This window comes from Streptomyces smaragdinus, from assembly GCF_009604385.1.
Classification (GTDB): Bacteria; Actinomycetota; Actinomycetes; order Streptomycetales; family Streptomycetaceae; genus Streptomyces; species Streptomyces smaragdinus.
This window is the reverse complement of the sequence record NZ_WEGJ01000003.1, coordinates 504318-527818: the sequence shown is the minus strand read 5'-3', so window position 1 is coordinate 527818 and position 23501 is coordinate 504318. Positions and strand designations below refer to the sequence as shown.

Annotated in this window: 21 protein-coding genes; 13 read left to right on the top strand and 8 right to left on the bottom strand. The window is 73.4% G+C overall.

The features are described from left to right. The first annotated feature begins 171 nt into the window (after positions 1 to 171). On the top strand, positions 172 to 1383 hold the full coding sequence (gene hemW / locus SRB5_RS08540; RefSeq protein ID WP_153450806.1) for a radical SAM family heme chaperone HemW: 1212 nt from the start codon (positions 172 to 174) through the stop codon (positions 1381 to 1383). Between the two features lie 13 nt (positions 1384 to 1396). Here hemW and SRB5_RS08535 read toward each other — a convergent pair whose 3' ends face one another. Both SRB5_RS08535 and SRB5_RS08530 read right to left on the bottom strand, forming a co-directional pair. Further along, a complete protein-coding gene (locus tag SRB5_RS08535) occupies positions 1397 to 2212 on the bottom strand; it encodes a DUF3097 domain-containing protein (protein WP_153450805.1) in 816 nt (271 codons plus the stop codon). Positions 2213 to 2221: 9 nt separating this feature from the next. Beyond that, positions 2222 to 3019, bottom strand: a complete 798-nt coding sequence (locus tag SRB5_RS08530; RefSeq protein WP_153450804.1) for an MBL fold metallo-hydrolase — start codon at positions 3017 to 3019, stop codon at positions 2222 to 2224. A gap of 190 nt (positions 3020 to 3209) precedes the next feature. Between SRB5_RS08530 and hrcA the strand changes: the two genes are divergently transcribed. From hrcA to SRB5_RS08485, 9 genes are all read left to right on the top strand, one after another. After that, positions 3210 to 4226 (top strand): heat-inducible transcriptional repressor HrcA, encoded by a 1017-nt coding sequence (gene hrcA / locus SRB5_RS08525; protein ID WP_153450803.1) that lies wholly within the window; start codon positions 3210 to 3212, stop codon positions 4224 to 4226. Continuing rightward, entirely contained in the window at positions 4227 to 5354 is a 1128-nt protein-coding gene (gene dnaJ / locus SRB5_RS08520; protein ID WP_323377283.1) for a molecular chaperone DnaJ, read from the top strand. It abuts the gene before it with no gap. Between the two features lie 68 nt (positions 5355 to 5422). After that, positions 5423 to 6520: a nitronate monooxygenase gene (locus SRB5_RS36380; protein ID WP_153450802.1), complete on the top strand. Its 1098-nt coding sequence runs from the start codon at positions 5423 to 5425 to the stop codon at positions 6518 to 6520. Continuing rightward, the gene (locus SRB5_RS08510; protein WP_323377281.1) at positions 6517 to 7260 is read left to right on the top strand and encodes a 16S rRNA (uracil(1498)-N(3))-methyltransferase; all 744 of its coding nucleotides are present in this window, start codon (positions 6517 to 6519) and stop codon (positions 7258 to 7260) included. Before SRB5_RS36380 ends, SRB5_RS08510 begins: the two co-directional genes overlap by 4 nt. Positions 7261 to 7457: 197 nt before the next feature. After that, a complete protein-coding gene (locus tag SRB5_RS08505; RefSeq protein WP_153450801.1) occupies positions 7458 to 10616 on the top strand; it encodes a S41 family peptidase in 3159 nt (1052 codons plus the stop codon). Between the two features lie 133 nt (positions 10617 to 10749). Next, complete coding sequence (locus SRB5_RS08500) at positions 10750 to 11109, top strand: histidine triad nucleotide-binding protein (protein ID WP_153450800.1); 360 nt, start codon at positions 10750 to 10752, stop codon at positions 11107 to 11109. Between the two features lie 6 nt (positions 11110 to 11115). Further along, positions 11116 to 12021 (top strand): ribonuclease Z, encoded by a 906-nt coding sequence (locus tag SRB5_RS08495; protein ID WP_153450799.1) that lies wholly within the window; start codon positions 11116 to 11118, stop codon positions 12019 to 12021. A gap of 95 nt (positions 12022 to 12116) precedes the next feature. Beyond that, a complete protein-coding gene (locus SRB5_RS08490; RefSeq protein WP_323377278.1) occupies positions 12117 to 13697 on the top strand; it encodes a serine/threonine-protein kinase in 1581 nt (526 codons plus the stop codon). 110 nt (positions 13698 to 13807) lie between these two features. After that, positions 13808 to 14908, top strand: a complete 1101-nt coding sequence (locus SRB5_RS08485) for a carbohydrate kinase family protein (RefSeq protein ID WP_407703889.1) — start codon at positions 13808 to 13810, stop codon at positions 14906 to 14908. Positions 14909 to 15565: 657 nt separating this feature from the next. Here the strand turns inward: SRB5_RS08485 and SRB5_RS08480 are convergent. After that, on the bottom strand, positions 15566 to 16240 hold the full coding sequence (locus SRB5_RS08480; RefSeq protein WP_153450798.1) for a TerB family tellurite resistance protein: 675 nt from the start codon (positions 16238 to 16240) through the stop codon (positions 15566 to 15568). Positions 16241 to 16392: 152 nt separating this feature from the next. Beyond that, positions 16393 to 18138: a 2-isopropylmalate synthase gene (gene leuA, locus SRB5_RS08475; protein ID WP_153450797.1), complete on the bottom strand. Its 1746-nt coding sequence runs from the start codon at positions 18136 to 18138 to the stop codon at positions 16393 to 16395. Between the two features lie 309 nt (positions 18139 to 18447). Here leuA and SRB5_RS08470 point away from each other — a divergent pair, with 309 nt between their 5' ends. Continuing rightward, entirely contained in the window at positions 18448 to 19599 is a 1152-nt protein-coding gene (locus tag SRB5_RS08470) for a M4 family metallopeptidase (protein WP_153450796.1), read from the top strand. A 10-nt stretch (positions 19600 to 19609) separates the two neighbouring features. Then, the gene (locus SRB5_RS08465; protein ID WP_153450795.1) at positions 19610 to 19876 is read left to right on the top strand and encodes a protealysin inhibitor emfourin; all 267 of its coding nucleotides are present in this window, start codon (positions 19610 to 19612) and stop codon (positions 19874 to 19876) included. Positions 19877 to 19904: 28 nt separating this feature from the next. Here the strand turns inward: SRB5_RS08465 and era are convergent, their stop codons facing one another. From era to SRB5_RS08450, 3 genes are read right to left on the bottom strand one after another with little or no spacing between them, the layout of a single operon-like run. After that, positions 19905 to 20846 carry a GTPase Era gene (era, locus tag SRB5_RS08460; protein ID WP_153450794.1) on the bottom strand — a complete coding sequence of 314 codons (942 nt, stop codon included), beginning with the start codon at positions 20844 to 20846 and terminating at the stop codon, positions 19905 to 19907. Between the two features lie 46 nt (positions 20847 to 20892). Further along, positions 20893 to 21246: a cytidine deaminase gene (locus SRB5_RS08455; RefSeq protein ID WP_153450793.1), complete on the bottom strand. Its 354-nt coding sequence runs from the start codon at positions 21244 to 21246 to the stop codon at positions 20893 to 20895. Between the two features lie 43 nt (positions 21247 to 21289). After that, positions 21290 to 22048: a hypothetical protein gene (locus tag SRB5_RS08450; RefSeq protein ID WP_153450792.1), complete on the bottom strand. Its 759-nt coding sequence runs from the start codon at positions 22046 to 22048 to the stop codon at positions 21290 to 21292. A 108-nt stretch (positions 22049 to 22156) separates the two neighbouring features. On the opposite strand from SRB5_RS08450, the gene SRB5_RS08445 reads away from it, so the two are divergent. Continuing rightward, positions 22157 to 22786: a DUF4232 domain-containing protein gene (locus tag SRB5_RS08445; RefSeq protein WP_153450791.1), complete on the top strand. Its 630-nt coding sequence runs from the start codon at positions 22157 to 22159 to the stop codon at positions 22784 to 22786. On the opposite strand, the gene SRB5_RS08440 is transcribed toward SRB5_RS08445, so the two are convergent. After that, positions 22783 to 23466: a response regulator gene (locus SRB5_RS08440; RefSeq protein WP_153450790.1), complete on the bottom strand. Its 684-nt coding sequence runs from the start codon at positions 23464 to 23466 to the stop codon at positions 22783 to 22785. The genes SRB5_RS08445 and SRB5_RS08440 overlap by 4 nt on opposite strands. Between the last annotated feature and the right edge of the window lie 35 nt (positions 23467 to 23501).

Genomic DNA, 23501 nt, shown 5'->3' with positions numbered 1-23501 from the left:
CACCCCATACGCCTGTTTCCCCGGGCGGGGTGGCCGGGGGTTTCGTGTTGCCTTTGCGCCGGCTGACGCGCCTTCGGGCTTCGCCCTCGGTCCTCAAGCGCCGGACGGGCTGGGCGGGGGCCGGGGTGAGCGTGGTGCGGGGGATGTTTGCTGGGCTGGGACAATGGGGGCATGCCCGCTGCTCTGCCTGATGGAATTCCCGTGCCCGCGGACGGGGCGCTGCCCCCCGAGGCCCTGGGGGGTCAGCGGCCGCTCGGGTTTTACGTGCATGTGCCGTACTGCGCGACGCGGTGCGGGTACTGCGACTTCAATACGTATACGGCCGGTGAGCTCCGGGGTACGTCGCGTGACGACTACGCCGCGGCGCTGGTCGACGAGGTGCGGCTGGCCCGGAAGGTGCTCCGGGACGATCCGCGGCCGGTCGAGACCGTCTTCGTCGGCGGGGGTACGCCCACCCTGCTGCCGGCCGCCGATCTCGGGCGGATGCTGGGGGCGATCCGGGACGAGTTCGGGCTGGCCGACGGGGCCGAGGTGACCACCGAGGCCAATCCCGAGTCCGTGGATCCCGCCTATCTGGGGGAGCTGCGGGAGCAGGGGTTCACCCGGGTGTCCTTCGGGATGCAGAGCGCGCGGCAGCACGTGCTGAAGGTGCTCGACCGCACCCATACCCCCGGGCGCCCCGAGGCCTGTGTGGCCGAGGCGCGGGCGGCGGGGTTCGAGCACGTCAATCTGGACCTGATCTACGGCACCCCCGGCGAGAGCGACGACGACTGGCGGGCCTCCCTGGACGCGGCCGTCGGCGCCGGGCCCGATCACGTCTCGGCGTATGCCCTGATCGTCGAGGAGGGCACCCAGCTGACGCGGCGGATCCGGCGCGGCGAGGTCCCGATGACCGACGACGACGAGCACGCCGACCGGTACCTGATCGCCGAGGAGCAGCTGTCGGCGGCCGGTTTCCGCTGGTACGAGGTGTCCAACTGGGCGACCTCGGAGGCGGCGCGCTGCCGGCACAACGAGCTGTACTGGACCGGCGCCGACTGGTGGGGCGCCGGACCCGGGGCGCACAGCCACGTCGGCGGGGTCCGCTGGTGGAACGTCAAGCATCCGGCGCCGTACGCGCAGGCCCTCGCCGCGGGGCGCACCCCCGGCGCCGGGCGGGAGCTGCTGACCGCCGAGGACCGCCGGGTGGAGCGCATCCTCCTGGAGCTGCGGCTGTCGTCCGGGTGCCCCCTGTCCCTCCTCGCGCCCGCGGGCGCCGCGGCGGCCGGGCGGGCGCGGGACGAGGGGCTGCTGGAGGCGGGCCCGTACGCGCAGGGGCGCGCGGTGCTCACCCTGCGGGGGCGGCTGCTGGCGGACGCCGTGGTGCGGGATCTGGTCGACTGAGGGCTTCCCGCCGTCAGGGGGCCGTCACGTGGTCGATCAGGTGTTCCACGCAGCCCAGCAGCGGCGGTTCCAGATCCCGGTACGAGTGCACCGAGCCCAGGATCCGCCGCCACGCCGCACCGGTGTTTTCCGGCCAGCCCAGCGCCCGGCACACCCCCGTCTTCCAGTCCTGGCCGCGCGGCACGGAGGGCCAGGCGGGGATGCCCACGGACGCGGGCTTCACGGCCTCCCAGACGTCGATGTACGGGTGGCCCACCACCAGCGCGTGCTCGCCGGTCACCGCGGCCGCGATCCGGGACTCCTTCGAGCCCGGTACGAGATGGTCCACCAGGACCCCCAGCCGCGCGTCCGGGCCGGGGGCGAAGTCCGCGACGATCGCCGGGAGGTCGTCGACGCCCTCCAGATACTCCACGACCACGCCCTCGATCCGCAGGTCGTCGCCCCAGACGCGTTCCACCAGCTCCGCGTCGTGGCGCCCCTCGACGTAGATGCGCCCGGCGCGCGCCACCCGCGCCCGCGCCCCGGGGACGGCCACCGAGCCGGAGGCGGTACGGGTCGGGCGCACCGGGGCGGGGGCCGCCGGGCGGACCAGGGTGACCACCTCGCCGTCGATCAGGAAGCCGCGCGGCGCCAGCGGGAACACCCGGTGCCTGCCGAAGCGGTCCTCCAGGGTGACGGTCGGCCCCTCGGCGGTCTTCTCCGTACGGATGACGGCCCCGCAGAAGCCGGTGACCGCCTCCTCGGCCACCAGGCCGGGGTCGGCGGGGACTTCGGGGGCGGGACCGGACTTCTTCCACGGAGGAGTCAGGTCGATCGGGCCGTAGCGCATCCCCGCAGGCTAATCCAAACCCGCCGCCAGTTCGGCCCGTTGCCGCCGTACGAACGCCGCGTCGACCACCGCCCCGTGCCCCGGGACGTACAGCGCGTCGTCGCCCGCCAGCTCCAGCAGCTTGTCCAGCGCCCCCGGCCAGCGCGCCGGATGCGCGTCGGGGCCGGCCTGGGGGACGCCGGACTCCTCGACGAGGTCGCCGCAGAAGACGACGGGAGCGTGCTGTCGGAGGCCGCTCGTACCCTTGGGGGAGTGGTTCCCGTGAGCCGAGAGGTCCGTCCCCGGCACCAGCACCACCAGGTCGTGCCCCGAGTGCGCCGGCCCCAGATTCGCCAGCAGCACCTCGCGCCCCCCGCCCAGGTCCACCGTCCACTCCCCGGCGACCAGCCGCTGCGGCGCCACCAGCACGTCCGCCGCCTCGGCCGCCTCCTCCCGGGGCAGCCCGTGCCGCGTGGCGTCGTCGCGGAGCTCCTCCCGGTCCCGGGTGAGGACCGTCTCGATTCCGTGCGGCCCGTACACCTCGGCCCCCGCGAAGGCCGCCGTACCGAAGACGTGGTCGAAGTGGGGGTGGGTGAGTGCGATATGCGTCACGGGCCGCCCCACGAGCTCCCGTACCTCCGTCCGCAGCTCGGCGCCCTCGCGCAGGCTGGAGCCGGTGTCGACGAGCAGCACCCCGGCCGGGCCGGTGATCACGCCCACGGTGGCGTCCCAGCCGGGCAGCCTGCGCCGCAGCACGCCCGGCGCGAGTTCTTCCCACCGGTGCGCGGTTGCCGCCCGGCCCGCCGGGTATTCCGCTTTCGTGCCCATAGCGGGACGCTAAGCCATGGCGGGCGGGGCCGCCGTCGTGTTCCCGCCGATCGCCGGATGTGTGCGGTCAGGGGTTCGGGCTTGCTCGGCCCCTGGTGACCCGCCGTACACTTGCCTGGGAAAGCTGGCACTCGGGGACGCAGAGTGCCAGGGGGAGTGACCTTCGATCCACGGCTGGAGGTGGTCGGGCATGCTCAGTGAACGCAGACTCGAGGTGCTGCGTGCCATCGTCCAGGACTACGTCGGCACCGAGGAGCCGGTGGGTTCCAAGGCCCTCACGGAGCGCCACAGCCTGGGCGTGTCCCCGGCGACCGTGCGCAACGACATGGCGGCGCTGGAGGACGAGGGCTACATCGCCCAGCCCCACACGAGCGCCGGCCGGATCCCCACGGACAAGGGCTACCGCCTGTTCGTCGACAAGCTCGCCGACGTCAAGCCCCTCACGGGCGCCGAGCGGCGGGCCATCCACCACTTCCTCGACGGCGCCGTCGACCTCGACGACGTGGTCGGCCGTACGGTGCGGCTGCTGGCGCAGCTCACCCGGCAGGTCGCGGTGGTGCAGTACCCGTCGCTGACCCGCTCCACGGTGCGGCACGTCGAGCTGCTGTCGCTGGCCCCGGCCCGCGTGATGCTCGTCCTGATCACGGACACCGGCCGGGTCGAGCAGCGCATGGTCGACTGTCCGGGGCCGTTCGCCGAGCAGCCGCTGGCCGATCTGCGCGCCCGGCTCAACAGCCGGGTGGTGGGGCGGCGCTTCGCGGACGTGCCCAAGCTCGTCCAGGACCTGCCCGAGGGCTTCGAGCCCGAGGACCGCGGCACGGTCGCCACGGTGCTGGCCACCCTGATGGAGACACTCGTCGAGCAGACCGAGGAGCGGCTGATGATCGGCGGGACCGCCAATCTCACCCGCTTCGACCACGACTTCCCGCTGAGCATCCGCCCCGTACTGGAGGCGCTGGAGGAGCACGTGGTGCTGCTCCGGCTGCTCGGCGAGACCCAGGACGCCCACATGATGGTGCGAATCGGGCACGAGAACGCGCACGAGGGACTCACCTCCGCGTCCGTCGTCTCCGTCGGCTACGGTGCCGGGGACGAAGCACTGGCCAAACTCGGCGTGGTCGGACCGACCCGCATGGATTACCCGGGAACGATGGGAGCAGTACGCGCTGTGGCACGTTACGTCGGACAGATCCTGGCGGAGTCGTAAGTGGCGACGGACTACTACGCGATCCTCGGAGTGCGGCGCGACGCCTCGCAGGACGAGATCAAGAAGGCTTTCCGCAGGCTCGCGCGCGAGCTGCACCCGGACGTGAATCCGGACCCGAAGACCCAGGAGCGGTTCAAGGAGATCAACGCCGCCTACGAGGTCCTCTCCGACCCGGAGAAGAAGCAGGTCTACGACCTGGGCGGCGATCCGCTCTCCGCGAGCGGCGGCGGCTTCGGCGGAGGCGGCGGCTTCGGCAACTTCTCCGACATCATGGACGCCTTCTTCGGCACGGCCTCGCAGCGCGGTCCGCGTTCGCGTACCCGCCGGGGCCAGGACGCCATGATCCGGCTCGACATCGAGCTGCCCGAGGCGGCCTTCGGGACGACCAAGGACATCCAGGTCGACACGGCCGTCGTCTGCAACACCTGCAACGGCGAGGGCGCCGCCCCCGGCACCAGCGCGCAGACCTGCGACATGTGCCGCGGCCGCGGTGAGGTCTCCCAGGTCACCCGGTCCTTCCTGGGCCAGGTCATGACCTCGCGCCCGTGCCCGCAGTGCCAGGGCTTCGGTACGGTCGTGCCGACCCCGTGCCCCGAGTGCGCCGGCGACGGCCGCGTGCGCTCCCGGCGCAATCTCACGGTGAAGATCCCCGCGGGCGTCGACAACGGCACCCGGATCCAGCTGGCCGGCGAGGGCGAGGTCGGCCCGGGCGGCGGTCCGGCGGGCGATCTGTACGTGGAGATCCACGAGCTGCCGCACAGCACGTTCCAGCGCCGCGGCGACGACCTGCACTGCACGGTGACCATCCCGATGACGGCGGCGGCGCTGGGCACCAAGGTCCATCTGGACACCCTCGACGGCCGCGAGGAGGTCGACATCCGGCCCGGCACCCAGTCCGGCCAGTCGATCCCGATGCACCAGCGCGGTGTGACGCATCTGCGCGGCGGCGGCCGGGGCGATCTGATCGTGCACGTCGAGGTGGTCACCCCGCAGAAGCTCGACGCCGAGCAGGAGCGGCTGCTGCGGCAGCTGGCGAAGCTGCGCGACGAGGAGCGGCCGCAGGGCCAGTTCCAGCCGGGCCAGCAGGGGCTGTTCTCGCGGCTGAAGGACGCCTTCAACGGCCGCTGACAGGGGCGCGGGACCGTGCCGTCCGGTCCGGACGGCGGTCTTCCGCGTGGCATGACAGCATATGCGCCATGTCCATCGCTCCCACGTCTTTGGGCGAGCTCGCGCCGACGCCCGTCTGGCAGGCGCCGATGGCGGGCGGCGCGAGCCGCCCGCAGCTCGCGGCCGCCGTCTGCGAGGCGGGCGGCCTGGGGTTTCTCGCCGCCGGGTACAAGACCCCGGAGGCGATGTACGAGGAGCTGCGCCAGCTCCGCGCCGCCACCGACCGGCCCTTCGGCGTGGGCCTGTTCCTGCCGCAGCCGCCCGGCCCCGCCGACGGCAGCCTCACGGCGTACGCCGAACAGCTCGCCGGTGAGGCCGCCTGGTACGAGACGGAGCTGGGCGAGACGGACGCGGAGGACGCCGACTACAGCGACGCGTTCGAGGCGAAGGTCACGCTGCTGAGGGAGAACCCGGTGGCCGTGGTCTCCTTCACGTTCGGCTGCCCCGACCGCGCGGTGCTGGACGCCTTCGCGGACGTCGGCACGCTCACCGTGGTCACCGTCACCAGCGCGGAGGAGGCCGCCACCGCCGCGTACGCGGGAGCCGGCGCGCTGTGCGTGCAGGGCGTGGAGGCGGGCGGCCACCAGGGGTCGTTCCGCAACGACCCGCGCGCGGACGGCACCGAACGCGGGCTGCTCACCCTGCTTGCCGAGGTCCGCGAGGCGGTACGGCTGCCGCTGGTCGCCGCCGGGGGCATCATGCGCGGCGCGCAGATCGCCGCCGCGCTGGCCGCGGGCGCCGAGGCCGCACAGCTGGGCACCGCGTTCCTGGTGTGCCCCGAGTCCGGCGCCAACGTGATCCACAAACGGGCCGTCCTGGAGGGCGTCCTCACCCGCACCGAGCTGACCCGCGCCTTCACCGGCCGCCCCGCCCGCGGCCTGGTCAACCGCTTCGTCCGCGAACACGGCCGCTACGCCCCCGCCGCCTACCCCCAGTTGCACTGGCTGACGGCCCCCCTGCGGGCCGCCGCCACCTCCGCCGGGGACGCCCACGGCATGGCGCTGTGGGCCGGCCAGGGACACCGGCTGGCCCGCGACCTGCCCGCCGGCGAGCTGGTCGGCGTACTGGCCGACGAGCTGCGCGCGGCGCTGGGCGACAGCCCCACCGCACAGGAGGTATCGCCGTGACGGCGCCTGTTTTCGTCTGTTCGGACCTTGCCGGGGCGGCCCCCGGCACGACCGTGGTCCTCGACGGCCCCGAGGGACGCCACGCGGTGTCCGTGAAGCGGCTGCGGGCGGGGGAGGACGTGGTCCTCACCGACGGCCTCGGCGCCGGCGTGCACGCCACGGTCGCCGCCGCGGAGGGCAAGGACCGCCTCGTCGTCACGGTGACGGAGGTACGAGACGAACCCGCCCCCCGGCCGCGGCTCGTCGTCGTCCAGGCGCTGCCCAAGGGCGACCGGGGCGAGCTGGCGGTCGAGACCATGACGGAGACGGGGGTGGACGCCGTCGTGCCGTGGGCCGCGGCGCGCTGCATCACGCAGTGGAAGGGCGAGCGGGGCGTGAAGGCCCTGGGCAAGTGGCGGGCGACGGCCCGGGAGGCGGGCAAGCAGTCGCGGCGGCTGCGGTTCCCGGAGGTCGCGGAGCTGTGTACGACCAGGCAGGTGGCGGCGCTGCTGGCGGGCGCGGCGTTCGCGGCCGTGCTGCACGAGGAGGGTTCGCTGCCGCTGGCCGGGGCCCCGCTGCCGGCCGAGGGGGACGTGGTGCTGGTCGTCGGGCCGGAGGGCGGGGTGGCGCCGGAGGAGCTGGCGGCGTTCGAGGCGGTGGGGGCGAAGCCGTACCGGCTGGGGCCGACGGTGCTGCGGACGTCGACGGCGGGGACGGCGGCTGCGGCGGTGCTGCTGGCGCGGTCGGGGCGGTGGGGGTGAGCGGCTTCTTTCCGGTGGTGGCCGCCCTCGGGCTGCCGCTGGTTCGTCACCCGGCCGCGTGACGGGTTTATCCACATGCCGCGAGTTGTTCACAGGGAGGGGCAAAGGCGTCGCCCGTTGTGACATCGGCGTGATGTGATGATCCGGTGACCACAGCCCCTCATGCGTATCTCCGATACCCCCACCTCCAGGGGGACTTGCTGACCTTCACCGCCGAGGACGACGTATGGGCCGCCCCACTGCACGGGGGGCGGGCCTGGCGGGTGAGCGCGGACGACATGCCCGTGAGCCACCCCCGGATCTCGCCCGACGGTGCCCACATCGCCTGGACGTCCACGCGCGACGGCGCGCCCGAGGTGCATCTGGCGCCGGTCGACGGCGGCTCGACGCGGCGCCTGACGTACTGGGGGAACGGGCGCACCTCGGTGCGGGACTGGACGCCCGACGGCCGGGTGCTGGCGGTCAGCGCCCGCGGCCAGGCGTCGTTCCGCCGCTCCTGGGCCTGGGCGGTGCCGCTGGACGGCGGCCCCGCGGACCGGCTGGAGTTCGGGCCGGTGGGCGACGTGGCGTATCAGCCGGACGGGCCGGGGGTGCTGCTGCTGTCCGTGCCGATGGGCCGGGAGGCCGCGTACTGGAAGCGCTACCGCGGCGGCACGGCCGGGAAGCTGTGGCTGCGTACGGACGGCGACTTCGCCCGGATCCACGGCGCCCTCGACGGGAACATCGAGTACCCGCTGTGGGTGGGCGGCCGGATTGCCTTCCTCTCCGACCACGAGGGCACGGGCGCGCTGTACTCCAGCGAGCCCGACGGGAGCGATCTGCGCCGCCACACCCCCGCCGACGGCTTCTACGCCCGGCACGCGGCGAGCGACGGGCGGCGGGTGGTGTACGCGTCCGCCGGTGAGCTGTGGCTGGTGGACAGCCTCGGCGAGGACGCCGAGCCGCGCCGGCTGGACATCCGGCTGGGCGGTCAGCGCACCGACCTCACGCCGTACCCGATCCGCGCCGCGCGGCATCTGGGCGGCTTCCGGCCCGACCAGACGGGGCGGGGCAGCGCCGTCGAGGTGCGCGGCTCCGTGCACTGGGTGACGCACCGGGAGGGACCGGTGCGGGCGCTGGCCGCCACGCCCGGGGTACGGGGGCGGCTGCCGCGGGTGTTCGAGGCGGACGGCGCCCAGCACGTGGTGTGGGTGACGGACGCCGAGGGCGAGGACGCCCTGGAGTTCGCGCCGGCCACCGGGCTCGCGCCGGGCGCCACGCCGCGCCGGCTCGCCGCCGGGCAGCTGGGCCGGGTGCTGTCGCTGGCCGTGGCGCCGGACGGCTCCAAGGCCGCCGTGGCGGCGCACGACGGGCGGATCCTGCTCGTGGAGCGCGAGTCGGGCGACGTACGGGAGGTCGACCGCAGCGAGAACGGCGACGCGACGGGGCTGGTGTTCTCCCCCGACAGCGGCTGGCTGGCGTGGTCCCACCCGGGCGCCGAGTCGCTGCGCCAGCTGAAGATCGCCTCCACCGCCGACCCCCATGTCGCCGAGGTCACGCCGCTGCGGTTCGCCGACTACGCGCCGGCGTTCACCACCGACGGCAGGCATCTGGCGTTCCTCTCCAAGCGCGCCTTCGACCCGGTGTACGACAGCCACGTCTTCGACCTGTCGTTCCCGTACGCGACCCGCCCGTATCTGATCACGCTGGCCGCCGAGACCCCCTCGCCGTTCGGCCCGCAGCGGCACGGACGGCCGCCGGAGCCGGAGAAGGAGGAGCAGGGCGGCGACGACGACTCCACGCCGAGCACCCGCATCGACTTCCAGGGCCTGGCCGACCGCATCGTGCCGTTCCCCGTGGAGGCCGGCCGCTATTCGGACCTGTGCGCCGTCGAGAACGGCGTGCTGTGGCTGCGCCACCCGCTGCGCGGCGTCCTCGGCTCCGACACCGCCGGCCCCGACGACGAGGGCCCGAGCACCGACCTGGAGCGGTACGACCTGGCGCAGCTGCGGCTGGAGCACATCACCGACGACGTCGACGCGTTCGCCGTCAGCGGCGACGGCAAGCGGGCGCTGATCAAGACCGGCGGCAAGCTGAAGGCCGTCCCCGCCGACCGCCGCACCAGCGCCAAGGACGAGGACGACGACAAGCACGTCACCGTCGACCTGGACCGGATCCGGCTGACCGTCGACCCGGCCGCCGAGTGGCGGCAGATGTACGACGAGGCGGGCCGGCTGATGCGGGACAACTTCTGGCGCCCCGACATGGGCGGCGTCGACTGGGACGGCGTGCTGGAGCGCTACCGGCCGGTCCTGGACCGCGTCGCCACCCACGACGACCTGGTGGACCTTTTGTGGGAGGTGCAGGGCGAGCTGGGCGCCTCGCACGCCTACGTGGTGCCCCCGGGCGGCGCCTGGAGCGGTGAGCGCCGGCTCGGGCTGCTCGGCGCGGACGTGGTCCGCGGCGACGACGACCGGTGGCGGATCGAGCGGATCCTGCCGTCGGAGTCCTCCGACCCCCAGGCCCGCTCCCCGCTGGCCGCCCCCGGCGCGGCGATCCGCCCGGGCGACGCGGTCCTGGCCGTCGACGGCCACCCCGTCGACCCGGTCACGGGCCCGGCGCCGCTGCTGGTCGGCGCGGCGGGCAAGCCCGTCGAGCTGACGATCGCCCCGGCCGGCGGCGGCGAGGTGCGGCACACCGTCGTCGTCCCCCTCGCCGACGAGGAGGCGCTGCGCTACCACGACTGGGTGGCCGGCCGCCGGGCCTACGTCCACGACCGCTCCGGCGGCCGGCTCGGCTATCTGCACGTCCCCGACATGCAGGCCCCGGGCTGGGCCCAGATCCACCGCGACCTGCGCGTCGAGGTCGCCCGCGAGGGCCTGGTCGTCGACGTCCGGGAGAACCGCGGCGGGCACACCTCGCAGCTCGTCGTGGAGAAGCTGGCGCGGCGGATCGTCGGCTGGGACATGCCGCGCGGGATGCGGCCGTTCAGCTATCCGTCCGACGCGCCGCGCGGCCCGGTGGTCGCCGTGGCCAACGAGTTCTCCGGCTCCGACGGCGACATCGTCAACGCCGCGATCAAGGCCCTGGGCATCGGCCCGGTGGTGGGCGTGCGGACCTGGGGCGGGGTGATCGGCATCGACAGCCGCTACTCCCTCGTCGACGGGACGCGGGTCACGCAGCCCAAGTACGCGTTCTGGGCCCAGGGCCTCGGCTGGGACGTGGAGAACTACGGCGTCGACCCGGACGTCGAGGTCGTCCACACCCCGGGGGACTCGGTGTCCGGCGCCGACCCGCAGCTGGACGAGGCGATCCGCATCGCCCTGGAGGCCCTGGAGCAGCGCCCCGCGCTGAGCCCGCCGCCGCTGCCGCGGTAGCGGACGCCCCGGGCCCCCGGTACGGGCCCGGGGCGTCCCGTACGGGACTGATCGCCGTACGCCGAACAAGCCGATCTCCGCCCGATACGATCGGGGCGCAATCGACGTCCACCAACGAAGGAGGTCCGCGCACATGGCCGGGGAGCCGCAGGCGGACTGCCTGTTCTGCAAGATGGTCACCAAGGAGATCCCGGCGACCGTCGTCCGGGAGACCGAGACCACGCTCGCGTTCCGCGACATCAACCCGCAGGCGCCGACACACGTCCTGGTGATCCCCAAGGCGCACCACCCGAACGCCGCCGCGCTGGCCGCCGCCGAGCCGCAGCTCATGGCGGACATACTGCGCGAGGCCGGTGAGGTCGCCGCGGGCGACGGGATCGACGGGACCGGCTACCGGGTCGTGTTCAACACCGGCGCCGGCGCGGGCCAGACCGTCTTCCACGTCCACGCCCACGTCCTGGGCGGACGCGGCCTCAACTGGCCGCCCGGGTAACCGGCCTTGTCCGCACGCGAACTCGTCGTGCTGGGCACCGCCAGCCAGGTGCCCACCCGACTGCGCGCCCACAACGGGTACTTCCTGCGCTGGGACCGGGAGGGCATCCTCCTGGACCCCGGCGAGGGCACCCAGCGCCAGATGCTGCACGCCGGGCTGGCCGCGCACGACCTGACCCGGATCTGCGTCACGCACTTCCACGGCGACCACTCGCTGGGCCTGGCCGGCATCATCCAGCGGATCAACCTGGACGCCGTCCCGCACCCCGTCACCGCGCACTACCCGGCGAGCGGGCAGCCGTTCTTCGACCGGCTGCGGCTCGCCACCGCGTACCGGGAGACCGTACGGCTGCGGGAGGAGCCCGTCGAACGGGACGGGATCGTGGCGAAGGCGCTGGACTTCACGCTGACCGCGCGGCGCCTGGCGCACCCGGTCGACACCTTCGGCTACCGGCTCGCCGAGCCCGACGGCCGCCGGATGCTGCCGGACCGGCTGAAGGCCGCGGGGATCAGCGGCCCCGACGTCTCCCGGCTGCAGCGCGACGGCGAGCTGAACGGCGTACGGCTGGAGGAGGTCAGCGAGCACCGGCCGGGGCAGGTCTTCGCGTTCATCATGGACACGGGGATGTGCGACGCCGTGCACGAGCTGGCCAAGGGGGCGGATCTGCTGGTCCTGGAGTCGACGTTCCTGGCCCAGGACGCGGCCCTGGCGGCCGAGGCCGGTCATCTCACCGCGGGTCAGGCGGGGGAGGCGGCGCGGCGGGCGGGGGCGCGGCATCTGGTGCTCACGCACTTCTCGCAGCGGTACACGGACCCGGCGCTGTTCGAGGCGGAGGCCCGGGCGGCGGGCTTCACGGGGGAGCTGACGATCGCGGAGGATCTCACCCGGGTTACAGTGCCGCGTCGGCGCTGATTCCTTCCGGGGGCCACCCCCGTACCCCCGGCCGGACAAGCGGGCCGGGCGGGGACGACGCGGTCGGCGCAGGACGCGAGTGGGGGCGGGGAACGGTGGGCGACAGGGCCGGGGTGTTCCAGGCGCTGCAGGGGGACGACCCGCGGCAGATCGGCGGTTACCGCCTCGCCGCGCGGCTGGGCGCCGGCGGGATGGGCCGCGTCTACCTGTCGCACACCCGCGGCGGGCGCCCGGTCGCGCTGAAGGTCGTACGGCCCGAGCTGGCCGACGACCCGTCGTTCCTCCGCCGCTTCCGCCGTGAGGTGAAGGCCGCCCGGCGGGTGCGGGGCGCGTACACCGCCGAGGTCGTCGACGCCGACCCCGAGGGCACCCCGCCCTGGCTCGCCACCCTGTACGTCCCCGGCCCCTCCCTCGCGGACGCCGTCGCCGCGAAGGGGCCGCTGCCGGTGCCCGCGGTGCTGTGGCTGATGGCCGGGGTGGCCGAGGCGCTGCAGGTGATCCACGCCGAGGGGATCGTGCACCGGGACCTCAAGCCGTCCAACGTGCTGCTGGCCGCCGACGGCCCCCGCGTGATCGACTTCGGCATCTCGCTGGCCTCCGGGATCACCGCGGACACCGCGACCGGCACCGCGGTGGGCACGCCCGCGTACATGGCGCCGGAGCAGGCGGAGGCCGGTGACGTGACGGCGGCCAGCGACGTGTTCGCGCTGGGGCAGACCGCGGCGTTCGCGGCGCTCGGCCGGCCGCTGTACGGGGACGGGCCGTCCGTGGGCGTGCTGTACCGGATCATCCACTCCAGGCCCGACCTGACGCCCCTCCCGGAGCAGCTGCGTCCGCTGCTCGCCCGCTGTCTGGCCGCGGAGCCGGCGGACCGGGCGACGCCGGCGGAGATCGTCGAGTGGTGCCGCAGGCATCTGGGCGCGGACACCGACGGCGGCCCGGCCGTCTGGGGCGAGATAGCCGGCACCCCGACCACACCCCCGCCCCCGGTCCCCGACCCCACGCTGGTGCGGACGTCGCCGTTCCTGCTCGCCCCGCCGCCGCCCTTGCCGGTACGCCCGGACCGCCGGCGCCGGGCGCTGATCGCCGGGGTGGTGACGGCGGCGACGGCGGTCGGGCTGGTGCTGGTGACGACGACGTTCGGGGACGCGGTGGACACGATGCGCGGGTGGGGGGCGGCGCCGTCGAGCCCGTCGCTGTCGCCGCTGCCCCCGTACTCCGGCCCCCCGCCGTCCGCGACGACGGCGGACGACCGCACTTCCTCCCCGACTCCGACGACCAGCCCCTCGCCCACGCCGGGACCGACCAAGGCGTACCCGCATCCCTTCATCATGCTCGACGGGACGAACTCCGTGAGCCTCGGTGGGACGATCGAGCACAAGGACCGCAAGGGCGACATCCGGTTCGTCTGCGGGTCGTACGAGTGCCGGCTGGAGAGCGACACCAGCAAGCTGGCCCTGATGGTCGGTGAGCCGGGAGCGGACCTCGGCACCTGCCGCGACGCGACGTGGGGTGAGCGGACGCTGCCGCTGAACAGCACGGCCACCGGCAGCGAGATCTGCGTGCAGCACCGGTCCGGGGTGATCGCGCTGCTCGTCGTGAAGTCGAAGCAGGCGGAGCCGCAGTACGGGAGTAATTTCCTGGCGGCGGACCTGACGGTCTGGCACGCGTCCTGAACAGTGCTCCGCCCGCCGTCGAGGTGATCTGAGGCGTCGTAACAGCGGATTGTCGTACCCGTCGGGCACACTGGGCCGCATCCGCATATGACGCCCGGAGGTGATGCCTCGTGGAGCCCCGCACGTACATCGACCCGCTCGCCGCCGCCCGGCGGCCGGACGATCCGCCGGTCGACGTCTATCTCACGGGGATGGTGTTCCTGGACATCATCTTCACCGGCCTGGACAGCGCCCCCGTGCGCGGCACCGAGTCCTGGGCCCGTGGCATGGGCATGAGCCCCGGGGGCGTCGCCAACATGGCCACGGCCCTGGCCCGGCTGGGTCTGCGGACGAATCTCGCGGCGGCGTTCGGCGACGACATGTACGGCGACTACTGCCGCGAGGCCCTCGAGCTCGGCGAGGGCATCGACCTCTCCCTGTCCCGTACGATCCCCGGCTGGCACTCCCCGGTGACGGTGTCCATGGCGTACGAGGGGGAGCGCACGATGGTCTCCCACGGCCACGAGGCGCCGCCGCCGGACGAGCCGCCGCGGTGCCCGCCGCCGCCGTCGCGCGCCGCGATCGCCTCGCTGGCGCGGGGGCGCAGCGAGCCGTGGGTGGCGCAGGCGGCGTCGCACGGTGCGCTGATCTTCGCCGATACGGGGTGGGACGACTCGGGCCAGTGGGACCTGGACGCCCTCCCGGACCTGGCGCACTGCCACGCGTTCCTCCCCAACGCGGGGGAGGCGATGCGGTACACCCGGACGGAGACCCCGCAGGACGCGGCGCACGCGCTGGCGGAGCGGGTGCCGCTGGCGGTGGTCACGATGGGGTCGGAGGGGGCGTACGCGGTCGACGGCTCGACGGGGGAGACGGCGTCGGTGCCGGCGATCTCCGTCTCGGCGCTGGATCCCACGGGGGCCGGGGACGTGTTCGTGGCGGGCTTCATCACGGGCACGCTGGCGGGGTGGCCGCTCTCCGACCGTCTGGCGTTCGCGGGCCTGACGGCGGCGCTCTCGGTGCAGGAATTCGGGGGCTCACAGTCGGCGCCGGGGTGGGCGGAGGTGTCCTCGTGGTGGACCCGGGTCTCGGCGCTCCCCCCATCGGACCAGTCCCCCGACGCCCTCGCCCGCTACGGCTTCCTGCGGAGGCTGATCCCGTGCACCACGCGCCCCTGGCCCCTCCGCCGCGCGGTGCCGACCATCGGCTTCCGCCCGGCCCGCACAGGGTGATCCTTCGGGCGCCGCGCACCCCGGCGGACCTCCGGCCGGTGAGGTGGGGCGGGCCTCCGAGCGGTGCGGGGTGGCCCCCCGGCGTGGGGGTGGGCCTCCGGCCAGGGGCGTGCTGGTGGCGTCGTGCGTCGATTGCTGCGGTCCGCTGTGCCCACCCTCCCCCAAGCTCTCGGCTTCGCTCGAGCAGGGGGTACCCCCATCGCCCTGCGGGACGCCTGCCCACAGCGTTGCTGTGGGGTTGGGCGCCGTCCGGCGGGGTGAGCCCCTGCCCGCAGCGTTGCGGGTTTGGGCGCTGCCCACAGCGTTGCGGTGAGTGTGGGAGCCGCACGGCGTGGCCGACGCGGCTGGACCGGCCGCGTTCCGCAGGCCGCCGGCGTAACGAGGGGGCGGGACGGAGCGGCGGCGGAGCGTGGCCCGGCACCGAGACCAAAGTCTCCACGTCCAGCGGAGCCGCCGCTCCGGCCCGCCCCCGGACATAAGACGTAACAACAGCGCCCCGGCCCGCCCCCGGACACAAGACGTAACAACAGCGCCCCGTCCCGCGCCCGGACATAAGCGCAGCGCCGACTCCGCCCGGCCGCAGGCCGACAGCGCGAAGCAAGCCCATGCCGGCCCGCGAGGGCGAGCCACCGACAAGGCCCCCCGAAGAAGGAGCCCTCAGGACGAAGGCGCCCGAGCCGCCGCCAGGAGCCGCACCGTGTCCTCCGCGTCAAGGAGCAGCGCCCGACCAACGGTCGTCAGCACCTCCCGCTCCCCCGGCGTATACGCCCCATCCGCCAGCGCGATAGCCGCCCCCTGAAGGAGCAGCCGCTCCCGCCCAGGCACCGCGAGATGCGGAGCCAGCGGCTCCAGCGCCTCATACAGCTCGATCTCGAGCGACGCCCCCCGCCCCGCACACACATCGGGCAAGGCCCGCCCCGTATCGGCCTCAAGCGCGGACAGCAAGGCGAGCAGCTGATCCTCAGTGCACTCCTCGTACCCCGCACACCGCACAGCGCACAAAGCGCTCTCCCGCACCGACGACGCCCCCGCACCCCCCGCCGACAGCACCGCGAGCGCCACCGTATGTACCGCGTCCCGCAACAGCACGGAGAACCGCGCCGACGTCGGATGATCCAGCGAGTCCGTCCCGAACCGGGAAGAGCACCCCGCGCACTCCACGACCGGCGCCGCGACCCCCCGGGGCAGCACCGGCACGCCGAGGAGCACGAGCCGCCGCCGCCCCGTACGCTGCCGGTAGTTGCGGTCGCCGCCGCAGCCCGGACAGAAGAACTCCCCGTCGGCCACGGTGCGCCAGGCGGTGCGCACGCCGAGGACAGACTCAAACCGCATCACGTCGCCACCTCCGTAACGCTGCCGCAACACTGCCGCATTGAGACGTGATGTTAGCCACACGGAGCGCGTACGTCAGCCCCCGGACCCGGATACCCGCAGGTACCCGGCCCCGGGGGCGGAAAACAGACGTGGGAAGGACGGAAAAAGGACTACCGCTTCGCGCGGTTCACCGCGGACACGACGGCCTTCAGCGACGCCCGGGTGGTGTTGGAGTCGATGCCGATGCCCCACAGCACCTGACCGTCGACCGCGATCTCGATGTACGAGGCGGCCTGCGCCCGCGCGCCCTCGCTCAGGGTGTGCTCGGTGTAGTCCAGCAGCCGCGCGTCGATCCCGACGCCCTGCAGCGCGTGGAAGAACGCGGAGATCGGACCGTTGCCCGTACCGACCAGCGTCTTCTCGACCCCGTCGACGGAGGCGGTGACGGTCAGCGTGTCCACGCCGTCGGTGTCCGTCGTGGACTGCCCGCCGCGCAGCTGGATGTGGCCCCACGAGTTGCCCGGGTTCGGCAGGTACTCGTCCTGGAAGGCCGCCCAGATCTCGCCCGGCGTGATCTCGCCGCCGTCGGAGTCCGTCCGCGCCTGGATGATCTTCGAGAACTCGATCTGCATCCGCCGCGGCAGCTCCAGGCTGTGCTCGTTCTGCAGGACGTACGCGATGCCGCCCTTGCCGGACTGCGAGTTGACCCGGATGACGGCCTCGTACGAGCGCCCCACGTCCTTGGGGTCGATGGGCAGATACGGCACCGCCCACTCCAGCTCGTCGACCGTGACGCCCCGCTCCTCGGCCTTGACGGCCATGGCCTCGAAGCCCTTCTTGATGGCGTCCTGGTGGGAGCCGGAGAAGGCGGTGTAGACCAGATCACCGGCGTACGGGTGGCGCGGGTGGATCTGCATCTGGTTGCAGTACTCGGCCGTACGGCGGATCTCGTCGATGTCCGAGAAGTCGATCTGCGGGTCGATGCCCTGGGAGAACAGGTTCATGCCCAGGGTGACCAGGTCGACGTTGCCGGTGCGCTCGCCCTGGCCGAACAGACAGCCCTCGATCCGGTCCGCGCCGGCCATCAGCGCCAGCTCGGCGGCGGCGACGGCGGTGCCCCGGTCGTTGTGCGGGTGCACGGACAGGCATACGTGCTCGCGGCGCGACAGATTGCGCGACATCCACTCGAAGCGGTCCGCGTGGGTGGACGGCGTGGAGCGCTCGACGGTCGCCGGCAGGTTCAGGATGATCTCGCGGCCGGCCTCGGGCTGCCAGACGTCCATGACGCCCTCGCAGACCTCCAGCGCGAAGTCCAGCTCGGTGTCGGTGAAGATCTCCGGGCTGTACTGGTAGCCGAACACCGTCCGGTCGTCCAGCAGCTTCTCCGCGTACTCCATGACCAGCCGGGTGCCGTCGACGGCGATCTGGCGTACCGCGTCGCGGGAGCCCCGGAAGACGACCTCGCGCCAGACCGGCGCGGTCGCGTTGTACAGGTGCACGGTCGCGTGGTGCGCCCCGCGCAGGGACTCCACGGTCCGCTCGATCAGCTCCTCGCGGGCCTGGGTCAGGACGGAGATCGTCACGTCCTCGGGGATCGCGTCGTCCTCGATGATGGACCGTACGAAGTCGAAGTCCGTCTGGCCGGAGGACGGGAAGCCGACCTCGATCTCCTTGTAGCCCATGCGGACCAGCAGGTCGAACATCTCGCGCTTGCGGGCGGGCGACATGGGGTCGATCAGCGCCTGGTTGCCGTCGCGCAGATCGGTGGACAGCCAGCGCGGCGCCTTGGTGATCCGGTTGTCCGGCCAGGTCCGGTCGGGGATCTCCACGGCCTCGTAGCCCCGGTACTTGTGGACCGGCATCGCGGTGGGCCGCTGGCGGACGGTGGCGGCGGTGATGGGCGTGGGGTTGCTCATGGGCTTTTCCTCTACGGGGGTGGCTGCATGAGACCGACGTGAAGCAGCACCAGACTCCGCGGGGAGGGGGTCGGTCTTTACGACAGCGGACCCTCGCCGCGGCGGCTAAGGAGGAGCAGCCCGAAACGCATGGTGCGATCAGCGTAGCCGACCCGTCCGGATGTGCGGAGGTCCGTATCACTATGCGGGACACAACCAGTATGCAGGACAAGCAGACAACAGCCCGACACGCAAGTCCACACCACTCGTATTCGGGAAATCCGGGCGTTTGCCGTGACACAGCTCACACCCGGTGCCAGATTGCCGGTCATGAAGACTACGCCGACTCATCCCGTGTTCTGCGGGATCGTGCCACCGCATGTACTGGACAAGATGGCACGGAACGACGACCCGGTGGTCTCGGCCCCGGCCCGCCGCACCCTCGAGCACGACGCGCTGCAGCGCACCCGCCGCCGGATCACCACGGTCCGTACCCTCGCCGCGCCCGAGGCCGTCGCCGCCGAGCCCGGCGCCGGGCCCCGGCGGACGATCTACGACGCCCGGCGCAAGACCGACCTGCCGGGGAAGAAGGTCCGCTCCGAGGGCTCCAAGGACGTCCGCGACACCTCGGTCAACCGCGCCTACGCCGGCCTCGGCGCCACCTTCGAGCTGTATCTGAGCGCGTTCTCCCGCGTCTCCATCGACGGCGCCGGACTGCCGCTCGACGCCAGCGTGCACTACGACACCGACTACAACAACGCCTTCTGGGACGGGCAGCAGATGGTGTTCGGCGACGGTGACGGCGAGATCTTCCTCGACTTCACCATCCCCCTCGACGTCATCGGCCACGAGCTGACCCACGGCGTCACGCAGTACACGGCGAACCTCGAGTACTTCGGCCAGTCCGGCGCCCTGAACGAGTCGGTGTCCGACGTCTTCGGCTCGCTCATCAAGCAGTACGCCCTCGGCCAGACCGCCGACGTCGCCGACTGGCTGATCGGCGCCGGACTCCTCGCCCCCCGGGTGAGCGGGGTGGCGCTGCGCTCGATGAAGGAGCCGGGCACCGCGTACGACGACGACGTCCTCGGCAAGGACCCGCAGCCCGCCACCATGGACGACTACGTGCGCACCTCCTCCGACAACGGCGGCGTGCACATCAACTCCGGGATCCCCAACCACGCCTTCTTCCTGCTCGCCCAGGAGCTCGGCGGCCACGCGTGGGAGCGCGCCGGACAGATCTGGTACGACGTGCTCACCGGCGGCGAGTTGCGCCCCTCGGCGGACTTCGCGGAGTTCGCCCGGCTCACGGTGACGGCCGCGCAGTCCCGCTACGGCGACGGCGCGGAGTACTCCGCCGTGCAGAGCGCCTGGTCGCAGGTCGGCGTCCCGGTCTCCGCCGAGGTGCCCCGCCAGGTCACCCCGGCCCCCGAGACGGCGTCCGCCGCCCCCGAGGAGGGTGACACCGCGCGGTCCGAGGGGTAGACGGTCCCTCATGCGTATAACGGTTACCCGCACCGGAGGATTCGGCGGCATCCGCCGCCACGCGACACTGGACACCACCGGCCGCGCGGACGCCGCCGGTCTCCACGACCTGGCCCGCCAGGCGCTGGAGGCCGGCCGCGACACCCCGCCGATCGGCGTGCCCGACGGCTTCAGCTACACGCTGACCGTCGACGGCCGGACGGTGTACTGCGCGGACCCGCGGCTCACCGACGCCCAGCGGGCGGTGATCACGGCCGTGCTCAAGGAAGGGGCGTAACCCTTCGGGGACAGGACGGGGAGCGGGATCAGAAGCCGAGCCGGCGCAGCTGCTTCGGGTCCCGCTGCCAGTCCTTGGCGACCTTCACATGGATGTCCAGGAACACTGGCGTGCCCAGCAGCGCCTCGATCTGCGCGCGCGCCTTCGTCCCGATCTCGCGCAGCCGCGCGCCCTTCGGGCCGATGATGATGCCCTTCTGCGAGGGCCGCTCGATGAAGAGGTTCGCGTGGATGTCCACCAGCGGCCGGTCGGCCGGGCGGTCCTCCCGCGGCTCCATCTCCTCCACGACCACCGCGATGGAGTGCGGCAGCTCGTCCCGTACGCCCTCCAGGGCCGCCTCGCGGATCAGCTCGGCGACCATCACCTGCTCCGGCTCGTCCGTCAGATCGCCGCCCGGGTACAGCTCCGGGCCCTCCGGCAGCATCGGGATCAGCAGATCGGCGAGCAGCCCGACCTGGTCGCCCTTCGCCGCGGACACCGGGACGATCTCCGCCCACTCGAAGCCGAGCTCCTTGGCGAGCTTGTCGACGGCGAGGAGCTGGCGCGAGATGGTCTCCGGGTCGGCCAGGTCCGTCTTGGTGACGACGGCGACCTTCGGGGTGCGCTTCAGGGACGCCAGCTCGTTCGCGATGAACCGGTCGCCGGGGCCCAGCTTCTCGTTCGCCGGGAGACAGAAGCCGATCACGTCGACCTCCGCCCACGTCGAGCGGACCACGTCGTTCAGCCGCTCGCCCAGCAGCGTGCGGGGCTTGTGGTAGCCGGGGGTGTCGACCAGGATCAGCTGCGCCTCGGGGCGGTGCACGATGCCGCGCACCGTGTGCCGGGTGGTCTGCGGCCGGTTCGAGGTGATGGCCACCTTCTGGCCGACCAGAGCGTTCGTCAGGGTCGACTTGCCCGCGTTGGGCCGGCCGACGAAGCAGGCGAAGCCGGCGCGGTGGACGGGCGGGGCGTCAGGGTTACGGGCGCTCATGGCGTTCATTCTCCCCGATCCCGCACACCCCGCTCACCACCCGGCGTCAGTCCGCGTCGAGCGTCTCCCGCACGGTGCCGTCCGGGCCCGCGAGCAGGATCGGCGTCCCCGCCCCGCCCAGCTCCCGGACCGCCGCGCGCTCCGCGTCCGTCAGCGCGTCCGCCGCCGTCACGACCGCCGCCGCCTCAAGGGACGCGGCGCCGGAGGCCACGGCCATGGCGACCGCCGTCTGCAGCGCGGTCAGCCGCAGCGACTCCAGGCGGACCGGGCCCGCCACATACGTACGGCCGGTGTCGTCCCGTACGGCCGCGCCCTCGGGCGCGTTGCCCCGCGCCCGCGCGCTGCGGGCCAGGGTGACGATCTTCTTGTCCTCGGGGTCCAGCGGGACGCTCTCGCTCATACGGCGAGCATAGGCCGCGCCCGCCGGACCGCGCGGACAGGGGCTACGCCTTGGCGCCGGCCTTCTCGGCCTTCGCCACCGCCGCCGCGAGGCCGGCCTCCAGCGCGGAGGTGTCCGCCTTGTCGATGCTCAGCTGGGTGAGGGCCACCACCGTCGCGCCGACCCGGGCGTAGGCGTAGTCGTAGCGCACCGTGTAGCCCGGGTCGGCCTTCGTGCCGATCACGTTCGCCAGCAGGGTGAAGCCGAGCGACTCGTCGCCCGCCTCCGGTACCGTCAGCTCCTTGTACTCGAACGTCGCTTTGTCGCCCTCGAAGTCGCCGGGCACGGAGAGGCAGTCCTTCGCCGGCGGCTCGGTGGTCATGACGTCCTTCGCGTCCTTCTCCGGGTACGTGAGGACGCCGGTCATCAGCCACGGGCCGACGTCCGACCTGGTGAAGCCGATGACCTCGCCGCGCGTGGGCTTCGGGGCCGCCGTGCCGCCCACCAGGGCGTCCAGCACCGGCTGGCAGGACTCGGCCTTCGTGTCGGCGGTGCCGATCTGGAACTCGTCGCGCCCGGCGTTCGCGGTGCTCAGGTCCTTGTCGGCCTTCCACCCCTTGGGTATGTCGGCCGCGGTGAGCAGCGCCGCCTTGACCTGCGCCTGCGTCAGGGGCTGGGCCTCCACCGGCTTCGGGTCGGCGGCGGAGGCGGACGGCTTGCCGCCCTCGTCCTTCCCGTCGTCCGAGCCCCCGCACGCGGCGGTCACGGCGAGGACGGAGACGGCGAGTGCGGCCACGGCGGCGCGGCGCAGACCGGTGTGCATGAGGGTGCTCCCTGGGGGGTGGTCGGGATCGTCGGTGCGATCCCGGGTCGGCGTGAGAGTACCCCGGTCGTACGGGCCCTCTAAGATCGACTGCGACAGGGGGGTCTCATGCACACGCTCAGACAACTGGTTCCGGCCACGCTGGCCGCCGCCGTTCTCCTCCTCGCCGTGGGCTGCGAGGAGCCCGGGCCCAAGCCCCGGGACGTCACGGTCGGGGCCGATACGTCTCCGTCGCCCACCCCCGAGCTCACCCTCCCCGGCGGCCGCCCCGAGGTTCGTCCCGGCGGCGAGGAACCCACCGCGCCCGCGACCGCCTGCGAGGCCGACGCCCTCCAGGTCACCGCCGAGCGTCCCGACGCCGCGATGGGGCTGCGCGCGATGGCCCTGACCCTGACGAACTGCACCGGCGCCCCCGTCACGGTCCAGGGCTACCCCGGCCTGCGTCCCCTCGACGAGGAGGGCGACCCCACCGGCACCCGGATCGACGAGGGCCTCACCCCCGACGGCCAGGAGGCCCCCGCCCCGATGCCGGTCCGCCTCGACCCGGGGGAGACGGCGACCTCCGTGATCTCCTGGCGCAACACCGTCGACCGCGTCGACATCCCCGCCGTCCGCGCCCCCGGCCTCGAGGTCACCCCGGCCCCCGGCGGCGCACCGCAGACCGTGACCGTGGACGGCGGCCTCGACCTCGGCACGACCGGACGCCTGCGGGTGACCCCCTGGAGCGAGCCCCGTTAGGACGCCCCCGGCACGATCAGCCCCGACTCGTACGCCAGCACCACCAGCTGCGCCCGGTCCCGCGCCCCCAGCTTCCCCATGATCCGGCTCACGTGCGTCTTCGCCGTCAGCGGTGACAGGCTCAGCGTCTCGGCGATCTCCGTGTTGTTCAGCCCCCGCGCGACCAGCCCCAGCACCTCCCGCTCCCGCGGCGACAGCTCCCGCAGGGCCTCCGGCTGGGCGCCCGGTGCGGTCCGGGCGTCCGGGAGCTTGACGACCCGTTCGATCAGCCGCGCCGTGGGCCCCGGCGACAGCAGCGCCTCCCCGGCCGCGACCGTGCGGATCGCCTCCAGCAGATCGGCCGGCCGGGTGTCCTTCACCAGGAAGCCCGACGCCCCCGCCCGCAGCGCCTCGATGATGTGCTCGTCCGTGTCGTACGTCGTCAGGACCAGCACCCGCACCCCCGCCAGATCCTCCTCGGCGGCGATCAGCCGGGTCGCCTCGATGCCGTCCAGGACCGGCATCCGGATGTCCATCACCACCAGGTCCGCCCGCGCGTCGCGGGCCAGGGCCACGGCCTCCCGGCCGTCCGCCGCCTCGCCGACGATTTCCATGCCGGGGGTGGCGGAGATCAGCATCGCGAAGGCGGAGCGGACGAGGTGCTGGTCGTCGGCGAGGACGACACGGATCGGGCGGGTCATCGGGCGGCTCCAGGAAACGGCGTAAGAAATCGGCG